Below are 16,642 nucleotides of genomic sequence, written 5' to 3' on the forward strand. Positions count from 1 at the left end.
GCCAACCGATCGGGGATCAGTTCAGCAGGGACTTCAGATCGACCATGGTGTCGGTGAGCAGCGCCTTGGCCGGCGACAGGCCGCTGGCGATCAGCTTGCGGCTCAGGATGTGCTCGAGCGGCTGGTTGATCGACTCGACGGCAACCAGCGTGTCGTCCCGGTAGCGGAACACCGAAAAGCGCCCCTGCGCGGGATCGCCACGCACCACGCAAGCGTTGCTGCCGAACGGCAGGCCGACCATCTGCAGCTTGATCTCGCCCTGGTCGGACCAGAACCACGGCACCGCGTGAAAGCGCGCCTCGGCATTGCCGGTCAGCACCTGGGCCACCACGCGGGCCTGATCATTGGCGTTCTGGATCGACTCCAGGCGCAGGCGCTGATTGCCGGCGAAGGCGTTCTCGTAGGCGGCGCAATCGCCGATGGCGAAGATGTTGGCGACCGAGGTGCGCAGTTGCCCATCGACCACGATGCCGTTGGCGCAGACGATGCCGGCGGCCTCGGCCAGCTCGCAGTTGGGGATGGCGCCGGCGCCGACGATGACCAGGTCGGCGGCCCACTCGCCCGCTTCGCCCTGGACGGCAGTGACATGGCCGTCGCGGCCGGCGAAGGCGGTCACGCAGGCATTCAGCTCGATGGCGATGCCCTTGTCGCGGTGCCGGCGGGTGACGAATTCGGACACCGCCGGGGCGACGGCGCGCTCCATGATCCGGGCGGCGGTCTCCAGCACCGTCACCTGCTTGCCGAGCTGGCGGGCGGTGGCGGCCAGCTCCAGGCCGATGAAGCCGCCGCCGACCACCACCATCGACTGGCTGTTCTCCAGGCTGCGGCGGATGCGCCGTGCATCCTTCAGGCTGCGCAGCACCTCGATGCCGAGCAGCTCGCTGCCGCGAATCGGCAGGGTGCGCGCCCGCGCCCCGGTGGCCAGCACCAGGTGATCGTACTGCAGGATGTCGCCGCTGCTGAGGATGACGCTGTCGGCCGGGGCATTGATGGCGCGGACCCTGGTGTTGCGGCGCAGATCGATGCGCTGCTCGACATAGAAGCTTTCCGGCTCGAGGAGCAGCTTCTGCTCGCTCTGCGCCGAACCGTCACCGCTCATGAAGGCTTTGGACAGCGGCGGACGATGATAGGGATAGTCCGCCTCGTCGCTGATCAGGCTGATCTCGCCGTCGTAACCCGACGCCCGCAAGGCTGAGGCGAGGCTGCAACCGCCATGACCCGCCCCGACAATAACGACTCTTTTCATAATTGTTATCTCTCAGAGTATGCGTCCGACCCACGCCGCGGCATGGCCGGCGTGGGCGGATCATTTGGCGCCGCCTGCGCCGTGCACGCTGGCCGGTGGCGTTTCACTGATCCAGGAAGAAACGCTTGAGCAGGCGCTCCACGGCCGCCGGCGCCTCGTGGTTGCAGATATGGCCAACCCCGTCGATCACCGTGAGGGTGGCGTGCGGACTCTGCGCGGCCATCTCGCGCATCGCCTCGACCGGGCCGCCGCCATGGTCGTGCTCGGCCGCCACCAGCAGGGTCGGCACCGCGAGGGTCTGGAAGCGTTCGCTGAAGTCCATCTCGATGAAGGCACCGACGTAGGCCAGATAGCCGTCCAGGCGGGTGCGCTTCATCATCGTGCGCAGGAGTCGATCGACCTCGGGGTGACTGGCGCGAAATTGCGCACTCAGCCAGCGATCGACAGTGATATCGGCCAGCTGGTCGATGCCCTGCTCGACCACCGCCGCCTGGCGGCTACGCCAGAACTCGCGACGGTCGTCCGGCTGGCGCGGCCGGCAGCAGAACGCGGCCAGGCGCTCGACCCGCTGCGGATAGTCGATGCCCAGCGCCAGCGCGACGGAGCCACCAAAGCCCAGGCCGACCACGCCGGAGCGCTGGATGCCCAGCGAGTCCCACAGCGCCACCACGCCGCGCACCACATCGTCGAAGCGACAGTCGGTCGGCGGCAGCGGGCTGTCGCCATGCCCCCAGGGATCGAAGCACAGCACGCGGAACTGGCTGGACAGCGCATCGGCCTGCTGCGCCCAGAACGAGGCGTCATTGCCGATGCCGGGAATGAAGGTCAGCCATGGGGCGCCCTCGGGGCCTTTGATGACCGTGTGGAAAGTCGGCAACGTCTTCATGGAACTTGCTCCTTATTGTTGCAAACAGAGTACGAAGCCCCCTACCCCGGAGCCAGATGAAGAGGCCGAATGCAGCTATGCGGCCAGTGCATGGCTCGCCCGTGGCACGGCGCGGGCCGTACGCTGCAGACGAAAAAGCCCGCCGCGCAGCGCGTCAGGCACGACGCGCGCGGGGCAGGCTGGTGGGTATCGCGATCGGTGATCTGGCTACGGGTGCAGCTCAGTGCCCGCCCTTGAGGACCGCGCGATTGAGCATCCCCTGGTCGGCGACCACGGTCTGGCCGGTCATGATCTTGTTGTGCCGCGAGGCGAGGAAGGCGTAGAGCGGCCCGTGATCCTCGGCGCTCGGCAGCTCCTGCAGCAGGCTCAGCGAGCGGAACATCGACAGGAAGGCGTCCTTGGGGATGTCCGACTGCTTCTGCGCGTCGAGGCCCAGCGCGCCCGGCCCCTTCAGCTGGCTGTTGGCGATGCCGGCCGGGGCCACGCCGTTGACCCGCACGTGCGGCGCGAACTCGAAGGCCAGCTGGTTGACCAGGCTGCGCACCGCGCCCTTGGTGGCGGTGTACACCAGGCCGCCGCCATCGGCAGCGTAGGCGGCGGTCGAGGTGGTCAGCACCATGGCGCCCTGGCTCGCCTCGAGCAGGTCGAAGAACACCCGCGCGGACAGCATGTAGCCCTTGACGTTGACATGGAAGAGCTCGTCGAACAGCGCATCCATGCGCTCCAGCGGGATCTGCTGCAGCGGCACGTTGCCGTCGAAGATGCCCTGGGTGCCGATCAGCGCATTGAGCCGGCCGTAGCGGGCGAGGATCGCGTCGCGACAGGCGAGCTGGTCCGCCAGCTTGGTCACGTCGCCCTGGATGATCAGCGCGTCGGGGCCGAATTCCTCCTTGAGCTGGCGCACCTTGTCGGCGGAGATCTCGAAGATCACCACTTCGGCGCCTTCGGCCTTGCAATAGCGCGCGACGCCCAGGCCCAGCCCGGAACCGCCGCCGGTCACCAGGACCACATCGTCTTTGAGCATCTGCATGAGTTTCTCCGCATCGGGTTGCAGGTTGCAGTTTAAAAAGGGCTCGGCCAGCGGCCGGAGCGATTCGTGCCTTCAGGTGAAGCGCACCGCGCAGCTGCCGATACCGCCGATGGACACCCGCAGGTTGTCGCCGGCGGCGACCGGAATCATCGGCCCCAGCGAGCCGGAGAGGATCACCTCGCCGGCCTTGAGCGGCACGCCCAGGCGACCGAGGGTGTTGGCCAGCCAGGCCACCGCCACCGCGGGCGAGCCCATGGTGGCCGCGCCGGCGCCGGTGGCGACGATCTCGCCGTTCTTCTCCAGCACCATACCGCACAGGCTCAGGTCCACCTCGTTGACCGGCACCAGGCGGTCGCCGAGCACGAACACGCCGCAGGAGGCGTTGTCGGCCACGGTGTCCTGGATCTTGATCTTCCAGTCGCGGATCCGCGAGTCGACGATCTCGAAGCACACCATCAGGCCTTCGGTGGCGCGCAGCACGTCGGCCACGGTCACCCCCGGACCGCTCAGGTCGTGTTTGAGTACGAAGGCAATCTCGCCCTCGGCCTTGGGCTGGATCAGCGCGGCCATCGGGATGGCTTCGCCGGAGTTGTAGGTCATCGCGTCGGTGAGGATGCCGAAGTCGGGCTGCTCCACGCCGAGCAGGTTCATCACCGCGCGGCTGGTCACGCCGATCTTCTTGCCGACGATGCGCTCGCCATGCTGCAAACGCTTGGCGAGCAGGCGCTGCTGGATCGTGTAGGCGTTTTCGATGGTCAGCCCTGGATGGCGCTCGGTCAGCGGGGCGACGGCCTCGGCCATGCGCAGCGCGTTGTACAGCTCATCGCTGATGCCTTGCAGCAGCGCTTCGTCGATGGTCATCTCGCTCCCCTTGTTGCTTGCTGTCGCGGCGGGCATCGCCCCGAGGGGCGATGCCCGCCGGCCTGTACGGTCGCCAAGGCGTCTGTGTCCGCCGATCAGTAGTTAGCGGTCACCTTGGTAGCACAGGCCGGCCGAGCATCGTTTCTGGATTCAGATGGGCTCGCTCAGCTTGAGCAGCGCGCGTTCCACCACCGCGGTTTGCGCCTCGACCGGCGCGCGCTCCTGCTCCAGACGGCCCAGCTCCATCGAGCTGCTGGTGACCAGACGGCAACGGGGCTCACGACGCTCCATGAAGCGCACGTAGGCCTCGGTCACGCTCTCGGCGTTGGCCAGCTCCTCGGCCAGCACCAGGCCGTCCTCGATGCCCATGCCGGCACCCGAGGCGAGCTGCGGGGTGGTCGGATGCGCGGAGTCGCCGATCAGCAGCACGCGGCCGCTGTACCAAGGCGCCGGCAGAATGAAGGCCTCCAGCGGGCGGAAGTTGATGGCGCCGTTGTCCTTTTCGCTGAGCGACTCGCGGATGTCCTTGAGGATGCCGCCGTAGCCTTCCAGACGCTTGGCCAGCTCGCTGTGGAAGTTCTCTGGCTCGATGAAAACCTTGGGCGTGCGCTCGAGCAGGAACATGTACATGTCGGTGTCGGACACCGGGGTGAAGCCGACCTTGACCGGACCGCCGAGGAAATAGGTGCGGCGCTGCACCTCGGCCGGACGCGGCAGGAAGAGGCGCCAGGCGCTCTGCCCGGTGTATTCGGCCTTCGGCGCATCCGGGAAGATCAGGCTGCGCACCCGCGAGAACACCCCGTCGGAACCCAGCACCATGTCGTAGCGGCCCTGGCTGCCGTCGCTGAAGGTGACGTCGACGCCCGCGTCGTCCTGCTCCAGCGCATTCACGGTCAGGCCCAGGCGCATGCTGGCGCCGGCCGCCTTGGCGTGGCGGGCGAGGATGCTGTGCAGGGTCGGGCGCATGATGCCGCCGCTGCTCTCCACCGGGGAGTCGGCCGGCATCGGGGTGGCCAGCTGGCGCAGCGGCTCACCGGCGGTATTGCACACCAGGATGCCCTCGCCGACGTAGGACTCCCTGGCCACGTCGGCATACACGCCCAGCTGGTGCAGGGCGCGCAGGGTCGGACCGGTGATGGTCAGACCGGCGCCGAGGGCGCCCCACTGCGGATTGATGTCGATCATGTCCACTTCAACGCCGATACCGCGCAGGGTGATCGCTGCGGACATCCCCGCGGTACCGGCGCCGACGATCAGGGCTTTCTGGGCTGCTTTGCAGGAGGTGCTGGCCATAACGCGTATTCCTTTTTTGTTATTAGAACGGTGGGCTGGGTCAGTCCGCTTTCAGGAAGTTGGAGACCTGCTGGCAGAACGCGGCGCCATGTTCGATCTGTGTCCAGTGACCACAGCGGCCGTAGATGTGCAGCTGGCTGTTGTCGATCCAGTCGAGCATGGTCAGCGAGGTCGACAGCGGGATGACCTTGTCGTCGCGACCGTGCACCAGCAGGGTCGGGTGCTTGATGCCACGGATGTCCGCCTCGGCATGTGCCATCGCCTCGACCCAGCGCTGGCGCGGGGCCGGGAACATGCGCGAGTAGGCCTCGTGCACGCCGGCACGCTTGCTGGCTTCGTAGCGCATGCGCACCAGGTCGTCGCCGATCAGCGACTGGTCGTAGGCGAAGATGCGCATGATGGCGCGCATGTTTTCCTCTGCGGGCTCGTAGCCCCACACCGCGTCGAGGCCCGCAGTGAGCTCGAAGGGCACGCCGACGCTGCCCATCAGGATCAGCTTGTTGACCCGCTCGGGGTGATGGATGGCCAGCGCCAGGGCCATCGAGCCGCCGAAGGAGTTGCCGACCACGTTGGCGCGATCGATACCCTTGGCGTCCATGAAGGCGACGATCTGCTCGAGCCAGAGCTGGCGCGAGTAGACGATGTCCTCGGGCACCTGGGTGTAGCCGAAACCAGCCAGGTCCGGCGCTAGCAGGCGGAAATCATCTTTGAGATTCTGGATGGTCAGCCGCCAGTTAGCCCAGGCGCTGACGCCGGGGCCGGAGCCGTGCAGCAGCAGCACCGGCTCGCCGCTGCCGATGTCGTGGTAGTTGGTGACCATCGCGCCGGTCTGGATGCTCTGACCGATTTCGGGATTCACGGGTGTAGTCATCGCTCTCTCCTTCTCAGGCGCCGGCACGGCGCCAGACCAGACGCGCGGTGCGGGCCTGGGGGCTGCCCTCTTCCAGGCGGGCGCTCAGGGTCAGGGTGCCGTCGGCATTGACCGCGAGCTGGCGCTTCTGCACGCCGCCCTTCCAGTTGGGGAACATGCTGATGTCGACCTTGTGGGTGATGACGTCGCCGTCCACCTCGTAGCGGCCGCCGTAGGCCAGCATGCTGGTATAGGCGCGGGCCTTTTCGGCGTCGCTGGCGTTCCACTGGCCGCCGGTCTCGAAGTTGGGGCGCTCGGCGGCGGCGATCATGCAGGCCATGCCGCCGTCTTCGGTGTACTGGATGAAGCCGTTCAGGTGTTCGCCCATCGGCAGCTCGCGGCGACCGTCGTCGAAGGCCTGCTCCCAGGAGATGATTTCCCAGCGGCCGACCAGATTGGTTTGCGGTGTCGACATTGTTGTTTCCTTCCGGTGATTCAAGCCGGCTGCAGCTGTGCCTTGAAAAAGGCCGCCACCACCTCGTTGTGTTCGGGCGCGCTCTCGAACTGCGCCCAGTGCCCGGTGTCGCTGGCGCAGTGGAAGCTGCCGTTCTGCACCTGGTTGGCGATGTGCTGACCGAGGGCCGGCGGCGTGCGGTTGCGGTCGCCCCAGTACACCAGGGTCGGCTGGCGGACCTGGCGGGCTAGCGCGTCGGTGATCACGTGGCGGCGGATGTTGGCGCCGGCCAGGTATTCGGCGATGAACCGCTGCTGCACCGCGGCCAGTGCCGGCTGCTGGTACAGCGCCTGACGCACCATCACGGCCTCGTCGGTGAGGCGCTCGGGCTTGGCGAGGATGCGCGCCATGCGGGTGTGCACGTTGTCGAAGCTGGGGTTGCGCAGCACCTCCAGCGAGCTCTGCAGGTTGCTGGCCCAGTCCGGCTCCACATAGCCCGGAATGGCACCCTCGTCCGGCACGTAGCCCATGGTGGTGGTCAGCACCAGCGCGCGTACCCGCTCGGGATGACGCAGGGCCAGCTGCATGGCCACCCAGCCGCCCATCGACTGGCCCTCGACGCAGGCGCTGGCGATGCCGAGCTGATCCATCACGTCGACCACCTGGTCGACCAGGCTGGGGATGACCTCGGGGTCGTAGCCCTCGGTCTGCGACTTGCCGTGCCAGAGAAAGTCCATGGCGACGACGTGGAAGTCCTTGGCCAGCGCGGCGATGTTGCGCGCGTAGTTCTCCGCGTGGCCGCCGGTGCCGTGCAGCAGGAACAGCGCGGGCCCCGAGCCTGCCTCGATGATGCGGGTGCGGTACTTGCCCTGGATCTGGCGGACCTGACAGTCGATCAGCTCGATCCAGTACGGTTTTTCGGAAACGGACACGGGAGGATTCCTTCTAGCCGGCGGAAGATTCCGCCCGCCGCGCAGCGGCGGGCGGCCTCGGGATCAGAGCGCCTGGACCTTGCTGGCCGAAATCGGCCCCTTCAGGGTGCCGTCGGACTTCTCCAGGCCGAAGGTCCACTCCGAGAAGATGTGCGCGGTGGCGGCGAAGTCCTGGGACTCCCACTCGGCGGTGACCACGTCCTCGTCGGCCGCATATTCCCAGGAGCCGCCGAACGGCGACTGGAAGTACCAGAAGCAGGCGGAGGAAACCATGTGGCGGCCCGGGCCGGCGAAGGTCTTCCAGTCCAGCGACTCCAGATGCTGGCCGCCGCCAATCACCTCGTGGATGTCGCGCACCTTGAAGGCCAGGTGGTTGAAGCGGGTGCCTGGCGCCTTGGCGTTCATGAAGAACACGTGGTGGTGGTTGCCGGCGGGCGAGCAGCGCAGGAAAATGCCGCGGTTGGCGTAGCGGTCGGAGATGATGAAGCCGAGGCGCTCGATGTAGAACTTCACCGCCTGGCCGGCATCGTCGACGCCGATCGCCAGGTGGCTGATTTCCTGCGGCTTGGCGGCCTGGTAGGACGCTGCGCGGCGATTGAGACGGTCCGGGCGGCCCGGCGCGTTGAAGCGGGTCACCTCGTAAAGCACCGGACGGCGCTGGGCGATGCGAAAGCCGAGGTTGATGCCCAGGTCATCGACGCTGTGCAGCACGCCCTCGGCGTCGAACTCGGCCTTGCGGTCGCGGCCCAGCTCGTCGGCCAAGGCCTGCAGCGCGGCACGGTCCTCGACACCCCAGACGATTTCGCACATGCCGCTGCCGCCACCGATCGGACGGCGATCGGCGCGCGCCGGGTCGGCGGCGACCACCTGCACTTCGGAACCATCGACGGCACGGAAGACTTTCACTTCCGGGTCGGACGACTCGGCAGGCGCCAGTCCCCAGTCGTTGGCGAAGCGCAGGGCCTCGGCAAGATTCTCGACCGCGAACTTGACGCACTCGATGCCTGTAAAGCGAAAACGATTATCCGGTGCCATGTTTATCTTCCTATTTATTCTTTTTCTATAAGACCTGACCCAGGGACGATGCAACTCTGCGACCCGAACAATTCGCCAAACAGTTATGCCGGAAGAACTAGCGAATCATGAGCACTGCAGCGCTGCACTCCAGGCCTCCACCAATAAGACGTTCAGCCACGAGTTGAGTCGATTCTATGAGTGCGTTCCCGGGCGAGCCACCCGAGATAAATCAATCCAGCTATCTGAGAATTGAATATGCCCATGCACTTACTGTGGACAGCGGAGCACAAGCGAAATGCTGCAGGGCACCGCAAACGCGGCAGCGAATACCCGGAAGGAAAATCTGCAAAATTGGGATCTCGAAACTAAAAAGCCGAGGCCGCGCAGATCTGCGCGGTCTCGGTTCGCCTAAATGCCCCTAATACCACTGCGGGCGACAAACTACCTGTCTGAACATCAAGCGGTCAGGGCATCACGCCACGGCAGGCTTGCCGGGCGGCGGGCCGTCGAACGGCGCCCAGTTCTTGCGCATTTCGAGCAGGTAGGCCTGCGCGTTGTCCGCATGCAGCGGCTTCTCGCGCGGCACCCAGTTGTCGTCGTGCTTGTCCATGTCGGCGTCGTACTCGAAACGGCAGCCCAGCGGGCTTTCGAAATACCAGAACCAGTTGGAGCCGAAGGAATGGCGACCCGGCCCCCAGAAGGTGCTGTAGCCCAGACCGGTGAAGCGGTTGCCTGCGCGCATGACTTCGCTGGGGCCACCCAGGTGGAAGGCCATGTGCTCCACACCCTTGAGGAACGGCGGGGTCTGGATCAGGAACATGGTGTGGTGCTCGAAGGTGCCCTTCGGCCGCAGGAACGGGCCGCCGCCGAGGCGGTCGTTGCAACGGAACGCCAGGCGATTGACGTAGAAGGCCTCGGCCTTGGGCACGTCGGGCACGAACATCGCGAAGTGCGACAGCGAGCGCGGCTGCACCGCTGCGTCCATGTCCACGCCGACACAGTTGACCGGGCGCTGCAGCGGCGCGCCGGGAGCGTTGATCGCCTCCACCGGCATGTCGATCTCGCGCCGCACGGTGAGCTGGAAGCCCAGGGTGATGCCCATGTCGTCGAGGGCCTCCAGGCTGCCGTCCGCCAGGCGGCGCACTTCACGGTCCTTGCCCAGTTCGTCGGCGATCTGCTCGAGGCTTTGCTGGTCGGCCACGCCGTAGATCACCTTGCGCAGCTTGTTGTTGGGGCTGAGCAGCGGCGGCAGTGCGGGATCGTTTGCGTCGCAGATGACCACGCCGGTGCCGTCCATGGTTTCAAAAAGCTGGCCGTGCAGCACCTGGCCGGCGGCCTTCAGGCCGAAGTCGGTCATGTACTTGGCGGCGGCGTCGAGGTCGTCGACGCCGAAAACCAGCGCGTCGGGTCCGATGATGTTCATGGTGATGCTCCCGTGCATTTTTCTTGTTGAGGCAGGGTTCTTGTTGAAGCGAATCCGTGTCCGAGTGCGCGCGGGCCAGCGCCGGCCAGCGCCTCGACTCAGGAGGTGATGCTGACGTTCTCGCCGCGGCGCAGGGCGTCCATGCGCGCGCCCAGATCGCCATCGACGTAGTACAGCTCGGTGTAGCAGCCGATCTGCTCGCGGGTATCCCAGTAGCTCCAGCGGCAGTTGCCGAACGGGCCCTGGAAGAAACCGGCCATGGCCTTCTCCAGACCCAGCTCGAGGTAGTGGCCGACGGCCTGGTTGTATTCCTCGGCGCTGGTCTGGCGGAAGCCGACGTGGTGCGGACCGCAGCCATGCTCGTCCTTCCAGTCCTGGTAGACACTGCGGCCACCGTCGTGACGGGCCAGCTCGATCAGCGTGTCGCCGGCAAAACCGTAGGCGCAGCTGAACTGGAAGTCGCCAGGCTGGCCGCGATACTCCTTCTCGGTCTGCTCCTTGGCCAGGTCGTAGGCGACGTTCCAGACTTCGACGCCGTTGATCTTCTTCCACTTCTCGATGGCGGCCTCGATGTCGTCGACGACGAAGCAGATCTGGTCGAACTTGCGGCCAATCAGCGTCTTGGCGATGTCACTCATGTTGATTGCTCTCCGGGAATTTATTCCTGAACAACGCGGCAAGAGATCGCATTGGCCGGACAGTCGCGGGCGATCTGCTCGATCTCGCCCAAGCGCGACACATCCACGAAACGGGTTTTCAGTCGGGCGATATTCACGCTCGAATCCAGGTCAAAGACATCGTCCGCCCCGAGGCACAGGCCATAGCCCTGGCACTTGTGGGTATCCAGAATCACTTCAACTTTTTCGTTTGCCATAGCACGGTTCTCTTGTTCTTGCTCTTGTTGTCTGGTCGCCGTGGCGGTTACAGGAACACGCCAAGGTTCGGGGTGTGCAGCACGGTCTCGGTGATCAGCGCCTTGCGCTTGAGCAGCTTCACCCCCTCGTCGGTGATGCGCAGCACGTCGTGGCGGCGCACCGGGATCACGTCGCCCACGTCGTCATGGCCGCGCTGGCGGTAGAGGATCATCGCGCTGATCACCGCGATCTCGTCGGCCCGCTCGCCGGGCTCGACCAGCAGGCTGCCGACCACGCGCAGGGTGCGCGAGGGCGGGACTTCGGCCCAGGCATGATCGCTTTCCAGGCGGTTGATGCGGATATTGATGTGCGCCTTGGAATCGCTGATGCGGTAGGCGCCCTGCGGGAATTCATCGGCATAGTCGCGCATTGCGATGCGCATCGGCACCAGGTAGTCGAGCTGGTCATCGAGCAACGCGTACCAGTCACGGAAGCGGCGCTCGTCGAGCAGCAGGGCCTCGCGGGCCAGGAAGTCGGCGGCGATGTCGCGCAGTTCGGCGCGGTTGCGATCGGTCATCAGGCTGCTCATTACTGGTTCCCTCCGTTCTGCTCAGACTTGCCTTCCTTCATGTCCTTCAGCCAGCGCCGCCAGAATTCCTCCTGGCAGTTCTCGCCGTACACCGCGGGATAGAACAGGCCCGGGCCCTTCCAGGTCGGGTCGGCGCCCTCGCGCTTCTGCTGGTAGTGCAGCTTCATGCCCTTGGAGCGGGTCCAGGGGCTGTTGGCCACCTTGGCGATGCCTTCCCACACTGCGGTGTCGTCCTGCTCGAAGATGCCGCCCGAGCCGAAGCCGAACTGGCCGGCCATGTAGCACTTCTCGACGAACTCGTCGGGCAGGAAGGCGTACTCGAGCTCGTAGTTCCACAGCTCCATGACCCCCGGCGACACCGGCTGCCAGACGCGGATGCTGGTGAACGGCACCGGCATGGCGCCCGGACGGTCAGGCTGCGGGAAGCGCAGGTAGCTGAAGTTCGGGAACAGGGTGCCGATGGTCGGCGGCAGGGTCTTGAGCATCTCGATCTGGGTTTCGTCCAGGCTGGACAGATCGAACTGGTCGCGGTACTCCTTCGGGTAGCCCCAGAACTCGAACTCCGGGCCGATCAGCTTGGGCAGCGCGTGGCCGATGAAGCTGTTGCCGTTGCCCATGTCGTAGGCGCAGGCCACGCTGCTGACCTGGTTGACGCCGGGGATGAACTCGGACAGCGAGGCCGACAGGTGCGCGGTGCTGACGTGGTAGGCGTCGCCGCTGAAGTTTTCCGCGCCGCTCTTCCAGTCCGCCTTGACGATGAAGCGCTCGGGCTCCTTGATGACCTTCATGCCGTCCGGATGCAGGCCGAAGATGGCGTCGAACATCCAGGCGGCGGCGCCGAGGTGCTCGCGCAGCGGCGGCACTTCATCGGACAGGGCGGCGAAGATGAAGCCGTGCAGCACTTCCACGCGCGGAGCGCGCAGCAGCCCCCATTCCTTCTTGTCGAGCGGGCCGCCGTAGGCGTCTTTCAGGTGCGGGGCGCCGGCCCAGTCGCCATTGTTGCGATAGGCCCAGCCATGGTATGGGCACTTGAAGGTGCGGGCGTTGCCCTTGTCGTGGTGGCAGACTTCGGTGCCACGGTGGCGGCAGTGGTTGAGCATGACATTGATCTCGCCACTGTCGTCGCGGGTGACGATGACCTTGTCGAGACCCAGGCGGCGGAGCACGAAGTCGCCCTTGTTGGGGATTTCGGAAGCATGGGCAACGAAGACCCAGGTTCGCGCAAAGATTCGCTCCATCTCGGCACGGAACACCGTGTCGTCACGGAACACTTCGACAGGCAGCAGACCTTCGTCCAAGCCTTTCTCTACGCGGTCGCATAGATTATCCAGGAAGCTATCACGGTCACCGGGATAAATAAGATCGTAGTTGAACATGCTTGCGCACTCCTTATATTTATTATCAGCACTTTCGTACGGCAGAGTAACTTCGCAAAATCACTCTAATTCATTACTTTCACCGAGACAATAACCGGGCTTATTAAAATATCCAGCCCAGTTGTTGTTGCTCACAGTCCAACTAGCGCCGTCAACAGCTGATTCGACCGTTTGCCGGAAACCCGGCAACAAGCGCATTCCAGAGGGGGAATCGATCACCGCAGATAATCAATCCCCCCTCTGCAACTACGCAACAGCGGTATCTTTTATAACCATATCTTTATTGCTCACAACATCGGCGTCGGCGTCAATAAGCCTTTTTGGCTTCAACAGGAAGTGCGCCAGGGAAGGCACCAGGACCAGCGCGCCGAGCATGTTCCACAGGAACATGAAGGCCAGCAGCACGCCCATGTCGGCCTGGAACTTGATCGGGCTGGCCACCCAGGTCGCCACGCCCAGCGCCAGGGTCACGCCGGTCAGCATCACCACCTTGCCGGTGAAGATCAGCGAGCGGTAATAGGCCACCGACAGCGACTGCCCGTCCTTCATCTGCACCAGCATCACCGACATGATGTACAGCGCGTAATCGACACCGATGCCGACGCCCAAGGCGATGACCGGCAGGGTCGCCACCTTCACGCCCATCCCTAAGCCGACCATCAGCGCCTCGGCGAGTACCGAGGTCAGCATCAGCGGCAGGATGGCGACGATGACCGCACGCCAGGAGCGGAAGGTGATCAGCGCCAGCACCGCGACGATGCCGTAGACCAGGAAGTTCATCTTCAGCCAGGCGTCCTTGACGACGATGTTGGTCGCCGCCTCGATGCCGGCCGAGCCGGCGGCGAGCAGGAACTGCACATCCTGGGTGTTGTTGGCGGCGGCGAACTGCTCGACGTGACTGACCACCCGCGACAGCGTGGCGGCCTTGTGGTCGGTCAGGTACACGTACATGGTCAGCAGCGCGCAACTGTCGTCGTACAGGCCGCGCGGCGCACCGGCGGTGATGGCGTTGAGCATCGCCTGGTTGGGCACGAAGTCATTCCATTTCGGGTTGCCCTCGTTCAGCGCGGCGGTCATCCGCCGGTTGAGCAGCGCCAGGGTGTTGGTGCTTTCCACCCCGTCGAGCTGGCGCAGTTGCCACTCCAGGGCATCCACCTTGTTGAGCGTCTCGTAGGCCGCGCAGGCGCCCGCCGGGGTCTTCACCATGATGGCCATGACGTCGCTGGAGGCGCCGTAGTGGGCGTTCAGGTAGGCCACGTCGCGGTTGTAGCGGCTGTCCTGGCGCAGCTCCGGCGCGCCCGGATCGAGGTCGCCGACCTGCAGGTGCGAAGAGATCACCAGACCCGCCACGGCCAGCCCCGCAGCGCCGAGAATGGCCAGGCTGGCCCACTTGCGCTCGGTGAAATGGTCCAGCAGGCGCCAGACGATGTGCTTGGTCTCGCCTGCCTCGTCGGCACGCTCGTCACGCAGGCTGCGCAGCGCCGCCGCGCGGCCCACGCCGACGTAGCTGAGGATCACCGGCAGCAGGATCAGGTTGGTGAAGATCAGCACCGCCACGCCGATCGAGGCGGCCAGCGCCAGCTCGCGGATCGCCTGGATGTCGAACACCAGCAGCACGCCGAAGCCCACCGCGTCGATGACCAGCGCCGCCATGCCGGCGCCGAACAGGCGGCGGAAAGTCAGCCGCGCCGCCATCAGCTTGCTGGAGCCACGGCCGATGTCCTGGAGGATGCCGTTCATCTTCTGCGAGCCGTGGCTCATGCCGATGGCGAATACCAGGAAGGGCACCAGGATCGAGTACGGGTCCAGCGCATAGCCCAGGGTCGGCAGCATGCCGAGCTGCCAGACCACGGCGATCAGCGAGGAGATCACCACCGCCGCGGTGGAGCGCCAGCAGCGGGTGAACCAGAACAGCACCGCCGCGCTGAGCAGGATGGTGATGGCGAAGAACACCAGCACCGAACGCACGCCGTCGATTAGATCGCCGACCAGCTTGGCGAAGCCGGTGATGTGCACGGCATAGCCGCGCGCCTCGTACTTGGCGCGCAGGGTCTCCAGCGACTCGGCGAGCACCGCATAGTCCACCACCCGGCCTTCGGCGTCGGTCGCCAGCAGCGGCACGAAGATCACGCTGGAGCTGAAGTCGGTGGCCACGGTATGGCCGACCTCGCCGGAGCGCGCCAGGTTGGCGGCGAGCTGCTGCAGGCTGTGTTCGGAACCGTCATAGCCTTCGGGGATCACCGGCCCGCCCTCCAGGCCATCCTCGGTCACCCCGGCCCAGCGGGTCGATGGCGTCCACAGCGACTTCATCTGCATGCGGTTGACCCCCGGCAGCAGGAACAGCTCGTCGCTCAGCTCGCGCAGGGTATCCATGTAGCGGGCGTCGTAGATGCTGCCCTTGGGGTTGGCCACGGCAATGCGCACCGCATTGCCGAGCCCGAGCAGATCCTTCTGGTTCGCGGTGAAGTTCTGGATGTACGGATGGCCCTGCGGAATCATCTTCTCGAAGCTGGCCGACAGCTGCAGATGGCGCAGCTGGCTGGCAAAGAACAGTGTGAACAGGGTGCAGAGCAGGACGACGATCAGGCGATTGTTGAAGATCGACCGCTCGACGATGGAGCCCGAACGCGGGTCGAGGTCGCCCGGCGCCAGCTCGCCCTTCGATGCAGTATGCGGATTCATTGCTGGCTCCCCTGCGCCTGCCCGGCCAAGCGCAGCGTGGAGACGCCACGGTCGCTGAGCAGGACGACTTGTTCGTTGTTGATGGGCAGAATGCCGTTCAGCGCCGGCAGCGCTTGGCTGCTCACCTGCTGCAGCGCATCACGCCCCCAGGCCATGACCTGCCCGGCCTGATTGACCAGATACAGGGTGCCGTCGGCCGCGAGCGTGGAGGCGGTGAAGGAGGCCGGCACCCCGGTGTCGACCCGCTGCCAGCTCAGGCCGCCGTCGCGGCTGCGCAGCAGGCTGCCCTTCAGGCCGGCGACGACGATGTCGCTCTCGGCGAGCAGCTCCGCGGTGAACAGGCTGCCCTCGTAGGGCGTCTCGAGGCGGCTGAAGTGCGCGCCGCCATCGGTGGAGCGCAGCAGCAGCCCGCGCTCGCCGGCCATGACGATAGTCTGGCCCCGCTGGCGCACCGCATACAGGTGCAGGCCTTCGGGGTTGTCCAGCCGGCTCAGCCATGGGGTCCAGGTCTGGCCGGCATCCGCCGAGGCGAAGGCCAGGCCATAGGCGCCGACCACCAGCATCGCGCCGCTGTCGTTCAGTGCGACATCGAGGAAGGGTTTGTCCGGCCCGTCGGCCAGCATCAGCTCGACACTTTCCTGCAGCTGGGCATTTCCGGAGGCCTTGGCATCTTCCAGCGCCAGCTGGGCCGCCCGCTGGCCATCCAGGCGCTTCGTCCAGCTTTCGCCACCGTCGCTGCTGGTGAGGATGACCCCGCCGTGGCCCACCGCGACCCCCTGCTGACCGCCGGCGAAACGCACCGCGGTCAGGGTCACGCTGACCGGCGTGGCGGCCTGACGCCAGTGCACGCCGCCATCATCGGAGAGGATGACCAGGCCACGCTCGCCGACGGCCACGATGCGCCCGCTGCCGGTGACCGCCGCGCCGAGGAGCACGGCCTTCTCAGCCTGGCTGGCCTGCAGCGCGGGCCTGCTCAGGGCGTCGCCGACCTCACCCGCGGGGACCAGCGCCAGCGCGCCGACCGAAACCCCGCACAGCACCGAGCCCAGCACGCAAGTGCGCAATGTCTTCAATTTCCAGCTCATGGGCATGCCTCTGGATTCTTGTTATTAGATACAGCCGCCCCGTAGGGGTGGGGATTGCCGGCTG

Annotated in this window: 15 protein-coding genes and 1 pseudogene; all 16 read right to left on the minus strand. The window is 65.8% G+C overall.

Annotation, left to right across the window (positions count from 1 at the left end; genetic code table 11):
• Nucleotides 1–16: 16 nt before the first annotated feature.
• Nucleotides 17–1,246 carry an NAD(P)/FAD-dependent oxidoreductase gene (locus KRX52_RS20245; RefSeq protein ID WP_254797710.1) on the minus strand — a complete coding sequence of 410 codons (1,230 nt, stop codon included), beginning with the start codon at nucleotides 1,244–1,246 and terminating at the stop codon, nucleotides 17–19.
• Nucleotides 1,247–1,349: 103 nt separating this feature from the next.
• Entirely contained in the window at nucleotides 1,350–2,132 is a 783-nt protein-coding gene (locus KRX52_RS20250; protein ID WP_217683533.1) for an alpha/beta fold hydrolase, read from the minus strand.
• 220 nt (nucleotides 2,133–2,352) lie between these two features.
• Nucleotides 2,353–3,162: an SDR family oxidoreductase gene (locus tag KRX52_RS20255; RefSeq protein ID WP_217683534.1), complete on the minus strand. Its 810-nt coding sequence runs from the start codon at nucleotides 3,160–3,162 to the stop codon at nucleotides 2,353–2,355.
• 72 nt (nucleotides 3,163–3,234) lie between these two features.
• A complete protein-coding gene (gene dmpE / locus KRX52_RS20260; protein WP_254797711.1) occupies nucleotides 3,235–4,023 on the minus strand; it encodes a 2-oxopent-4-enoate hydratase in 789 nt (262 codons plus the stop codon).
• Nucleotides 4,024–4,173: 150 nt separating this feature from the next.
• A pseudogene (locus tag KRX52_RS20265) lies at nucleotides 4,174–5,328 on the minus strand (FAD-dependent oxidoreductase); the annotation flags it as partial.
• A gap of 28 nt (nucleotides 5,329–5,356) precedes the next feature.
• Nucleotides 5,357–6,187 carry an alpha/beta fold hydrolase gene (locus KRX52_RS20270; RefSeq protein WP_217683536.1) on the minus strand — a complete coding sequence of 277 codons (831 nt, stop codon included), beginning with the start codon at nucleotides 6,185–6,187 and terminating at the stop codon, nucleotides 5,357–5,359.
• A 13-nt stretch (nucleotides 6,188–6,200) separates the two neighbouring features.
• Nucleotides 6,201–6,641: a lipocalin-like domain-containing protein gene (locus KRX52_RS20275; protein ID WP_217683537.1), complete on the minus strand. Its 441-nt coding sequence runs from the start codon at nucleotides 6,639–6,641 to the stop codon at nucleotides 6,201–6,203.
• A gap of 20 nt (nucleotides 6,642–6,661) precedes the next feature.
• Entirely contained in the window at nucleotides 6,662–7,552 is an 891-nt protein-coding gene (locus tag KRX52_RS20280; RefSeq protein WP_367890564.1) for an alpha/beta fold hydrolase, read from the minus strand.
• Between the two features lie 63 nt (nucleotides 7,553–7,615).
• On the minus strand, nucleotides 7,616–8,587 hold the full coding sequence (locus KRX52_RS20285) for a VOC family protein (protein ID WP_217683538.1): 972 nt from the start codon (nucleotides 8,585–8,587) through the stop codon (nucleotides 7,616–7,618).
• Between the two features lie 454 nt (nucleotides 8,588–9,041).
• Complete coding sequence (locus KRX52_RS20290) at nucleotides 9,042–9,992, minus strand: VOC family protein (protein ID WP_217683539.1); 951 nt, start codon at nucleotides 9,990–9,992, stop codon at nucleotides 9,042–9,044.
• Nucleotides 9,993–10,090: 98 nt separating this feature from the next.
• Complete coding sequence (locus tag KRX52_RS20295; protein WP_217683540.1) at nucleotides 10,091–10,630, minus strand: VOC family protein; 540 nt, start codon at nucleotides 10,628–10,630, stop codon at nucleotides 10,091–10,093.
• A 20-nt stretch (nucleotides 10,631–10,650) separates the two neighbouring features.
• Nucleotides 10,651–10,866 carry a ferredoxin gene (locus tag KRX52_RS20300; RefSeq protein ID WP_217683541.1) on the minus strand — a complete coding sequence of 72 codons (216 nt, stop codon included), beginning with the start codon at nucleotides 10,864–10,866 and terminating at the stop codon, nucleotides 10,651–10,653.
• Between the two features lie 47 nt (nucleotides 10,867–10,913).
• The gene (locus tag KRX52_RS20305) at nucleotides 10,914–11,423 is read right to left on the minus strand and encodes an aromatic-ring-hydroxylating dioxygenase subunit beta (protein ID WP_217683542.1); all 510 of its coding nucleotides are present in this window, start codon (nucleotides 11,421–11,423) and stop codon (nucleotides 10,914–10,916) included.
• A gap of 11 nt (nucleotides 11,424–11,434) precedes the next feature.
• The gene (locus KRX52_RS20310; protein ID WP_217683543.1) at nucleotides 11,435–12,811 is read right to left on the minus strand and encodes an aromatic ring-hydroxylating oxygenase subunit alpha; all 1,377 of its coding nucleotides are present in this window, start codon (nucleotides 12,809–12,811) and stop codon (nucleotides 11,435–11,437) included.
• A 246-nt stretch (nucleotides 12,812–13,057) separates the two neighbouring features.
• Nucleotides 13,058–15,493, minus strand: a complete 2,436-nt coding sequence (locus tag KRX52_RS20315) for an efflux RND transporter permease subunit (RefSeq protein WP_217683544.1) — start codon at nucleotides 15,491–15,493, stop codon at nucleotides 13,058–13,060.
• Nucleotides 15,490–16,578 (minus strand): YCF48-related protein, encoded by a 1,089-nt coding sequence (locus tag KRX52_RS20320; RefSeq protein ID WP_217683545.1) that lies wholly within the window; start codon nucleotides 16,576–16,578, stop codon nucleotides 15,490–15,492. Before KRX52_RS20320 ends, KRX52_RS20315 begins: the two co-directional genes overlap by 4 nt.
• Nucleotides 16,579–16,642 lie beyond the last annotated feature (64 nt).

This window comes from Geopseudomonas aromaticivorans, from assembly GCF_019097855.1.
GTDB classification, from domain to species: Bacteria; Pseudomonadota; Gammaproteobacteria; order Pseudomonadales; family Pseudomonadaceae; genus Geopseudomonas; species Geopseudomonas aromaticivorans.

Coding starts and splice junctions, on each gene's coding strand:
- KRX52_RS20305 (WP_217683542.1), bottom strand. CDS start 11,423: ATGACCGATCGCAACCGCGCCGAACTGCGCGACATCGCCGCCGACTTC.
- KRX52_RS20320 (WP_217683545.1), bottom strand. CDS start 16,578: ATGAGCTGGAAATTGAAGACATTGCGCACTTGCGTGCTGGGCTCGGTG.
- dmpE (WP_254797711.1), bottom strand. CDS start 4,023: ATGACCATCGACGAAGCGCTGCTGCAAGGCATCAGCGATGAGCTGTAC.
- KRX52_RS20310 (WP_217683543.1), bottom strand. CDS start 12,811: ATGTTCAACTACGATCTTATTTATCCCGGTGACCGTGATAGCTTCCTG.
- KRX52_RS20300 (WP_217683541.1), bottom strand. CDS start 10,866: ATGGCAAACGAAAAAGTTGAAGTGATTCTGGATACCCACAAGTGCCAG.
- KRX52_RS20315 (WP_217683544.1), bottom strand. CDS start 15,493: ATGAATCCGCATACTGCATCGAAGGGCGAGCTGGCGCCGGGCGACCTC.
- KRX52_RS20295 (WP_217683540.1), bottom strand. CDS start 10,630: ATGAGTGACATCGCCAAGACGCTGATTGGCCGCAAGTTCGACCAGATC.
- KRX52_RS20290 (WP_217683539.1), bottom strand. CDS start 9,992: ATGAACATCATCGGACCCGACGCGCTGGTTTTCGGCGTCGACGACCTC.
- KRX52_RS20285 (WP_217683538.1), bottom strand. CDS start 8,587: ATGGCACCGGATAATCGTTTTCGCTTTACAGGCATCGAGTGCGTCAAG.
- KRX52_RS20275 (WP_217683537.1), bottom strand. CDS start 6,641: ATGTCGACACCGCAAACCAATCTGGTCGGCCGCTGGGAAATCATCTCC.
- KRX52_RS20250 (WP_217683533.1), bottom strand. CDS start 2,132: ATGAAGACGTTGCCGACTTTCCACACGGTCATCAAAGGCCCCGAGGGC.
- KRX52_RS20245 (WP_254797710.1), bottom strand. CDS start 1,246: ATGAAAAGAGTCGTTATTGTCGGGGCGGGTCATGGCGGTTGCAGCCTC.
- KRX52_RS20255 (WP_217683534.1), bottom strand. CDS start 3,162: ATGCAGATGCTCAAAGACGATGTGGTCCTGGTGACCGGCGGCGGTTCC.
- KRX52_RS20270 (WP_217683536.1), bottom strand. CDS start 6,187: ATGACTACACCCGTGAATCCCGAAATCGGTCAGAGCATCCAGACCGGC.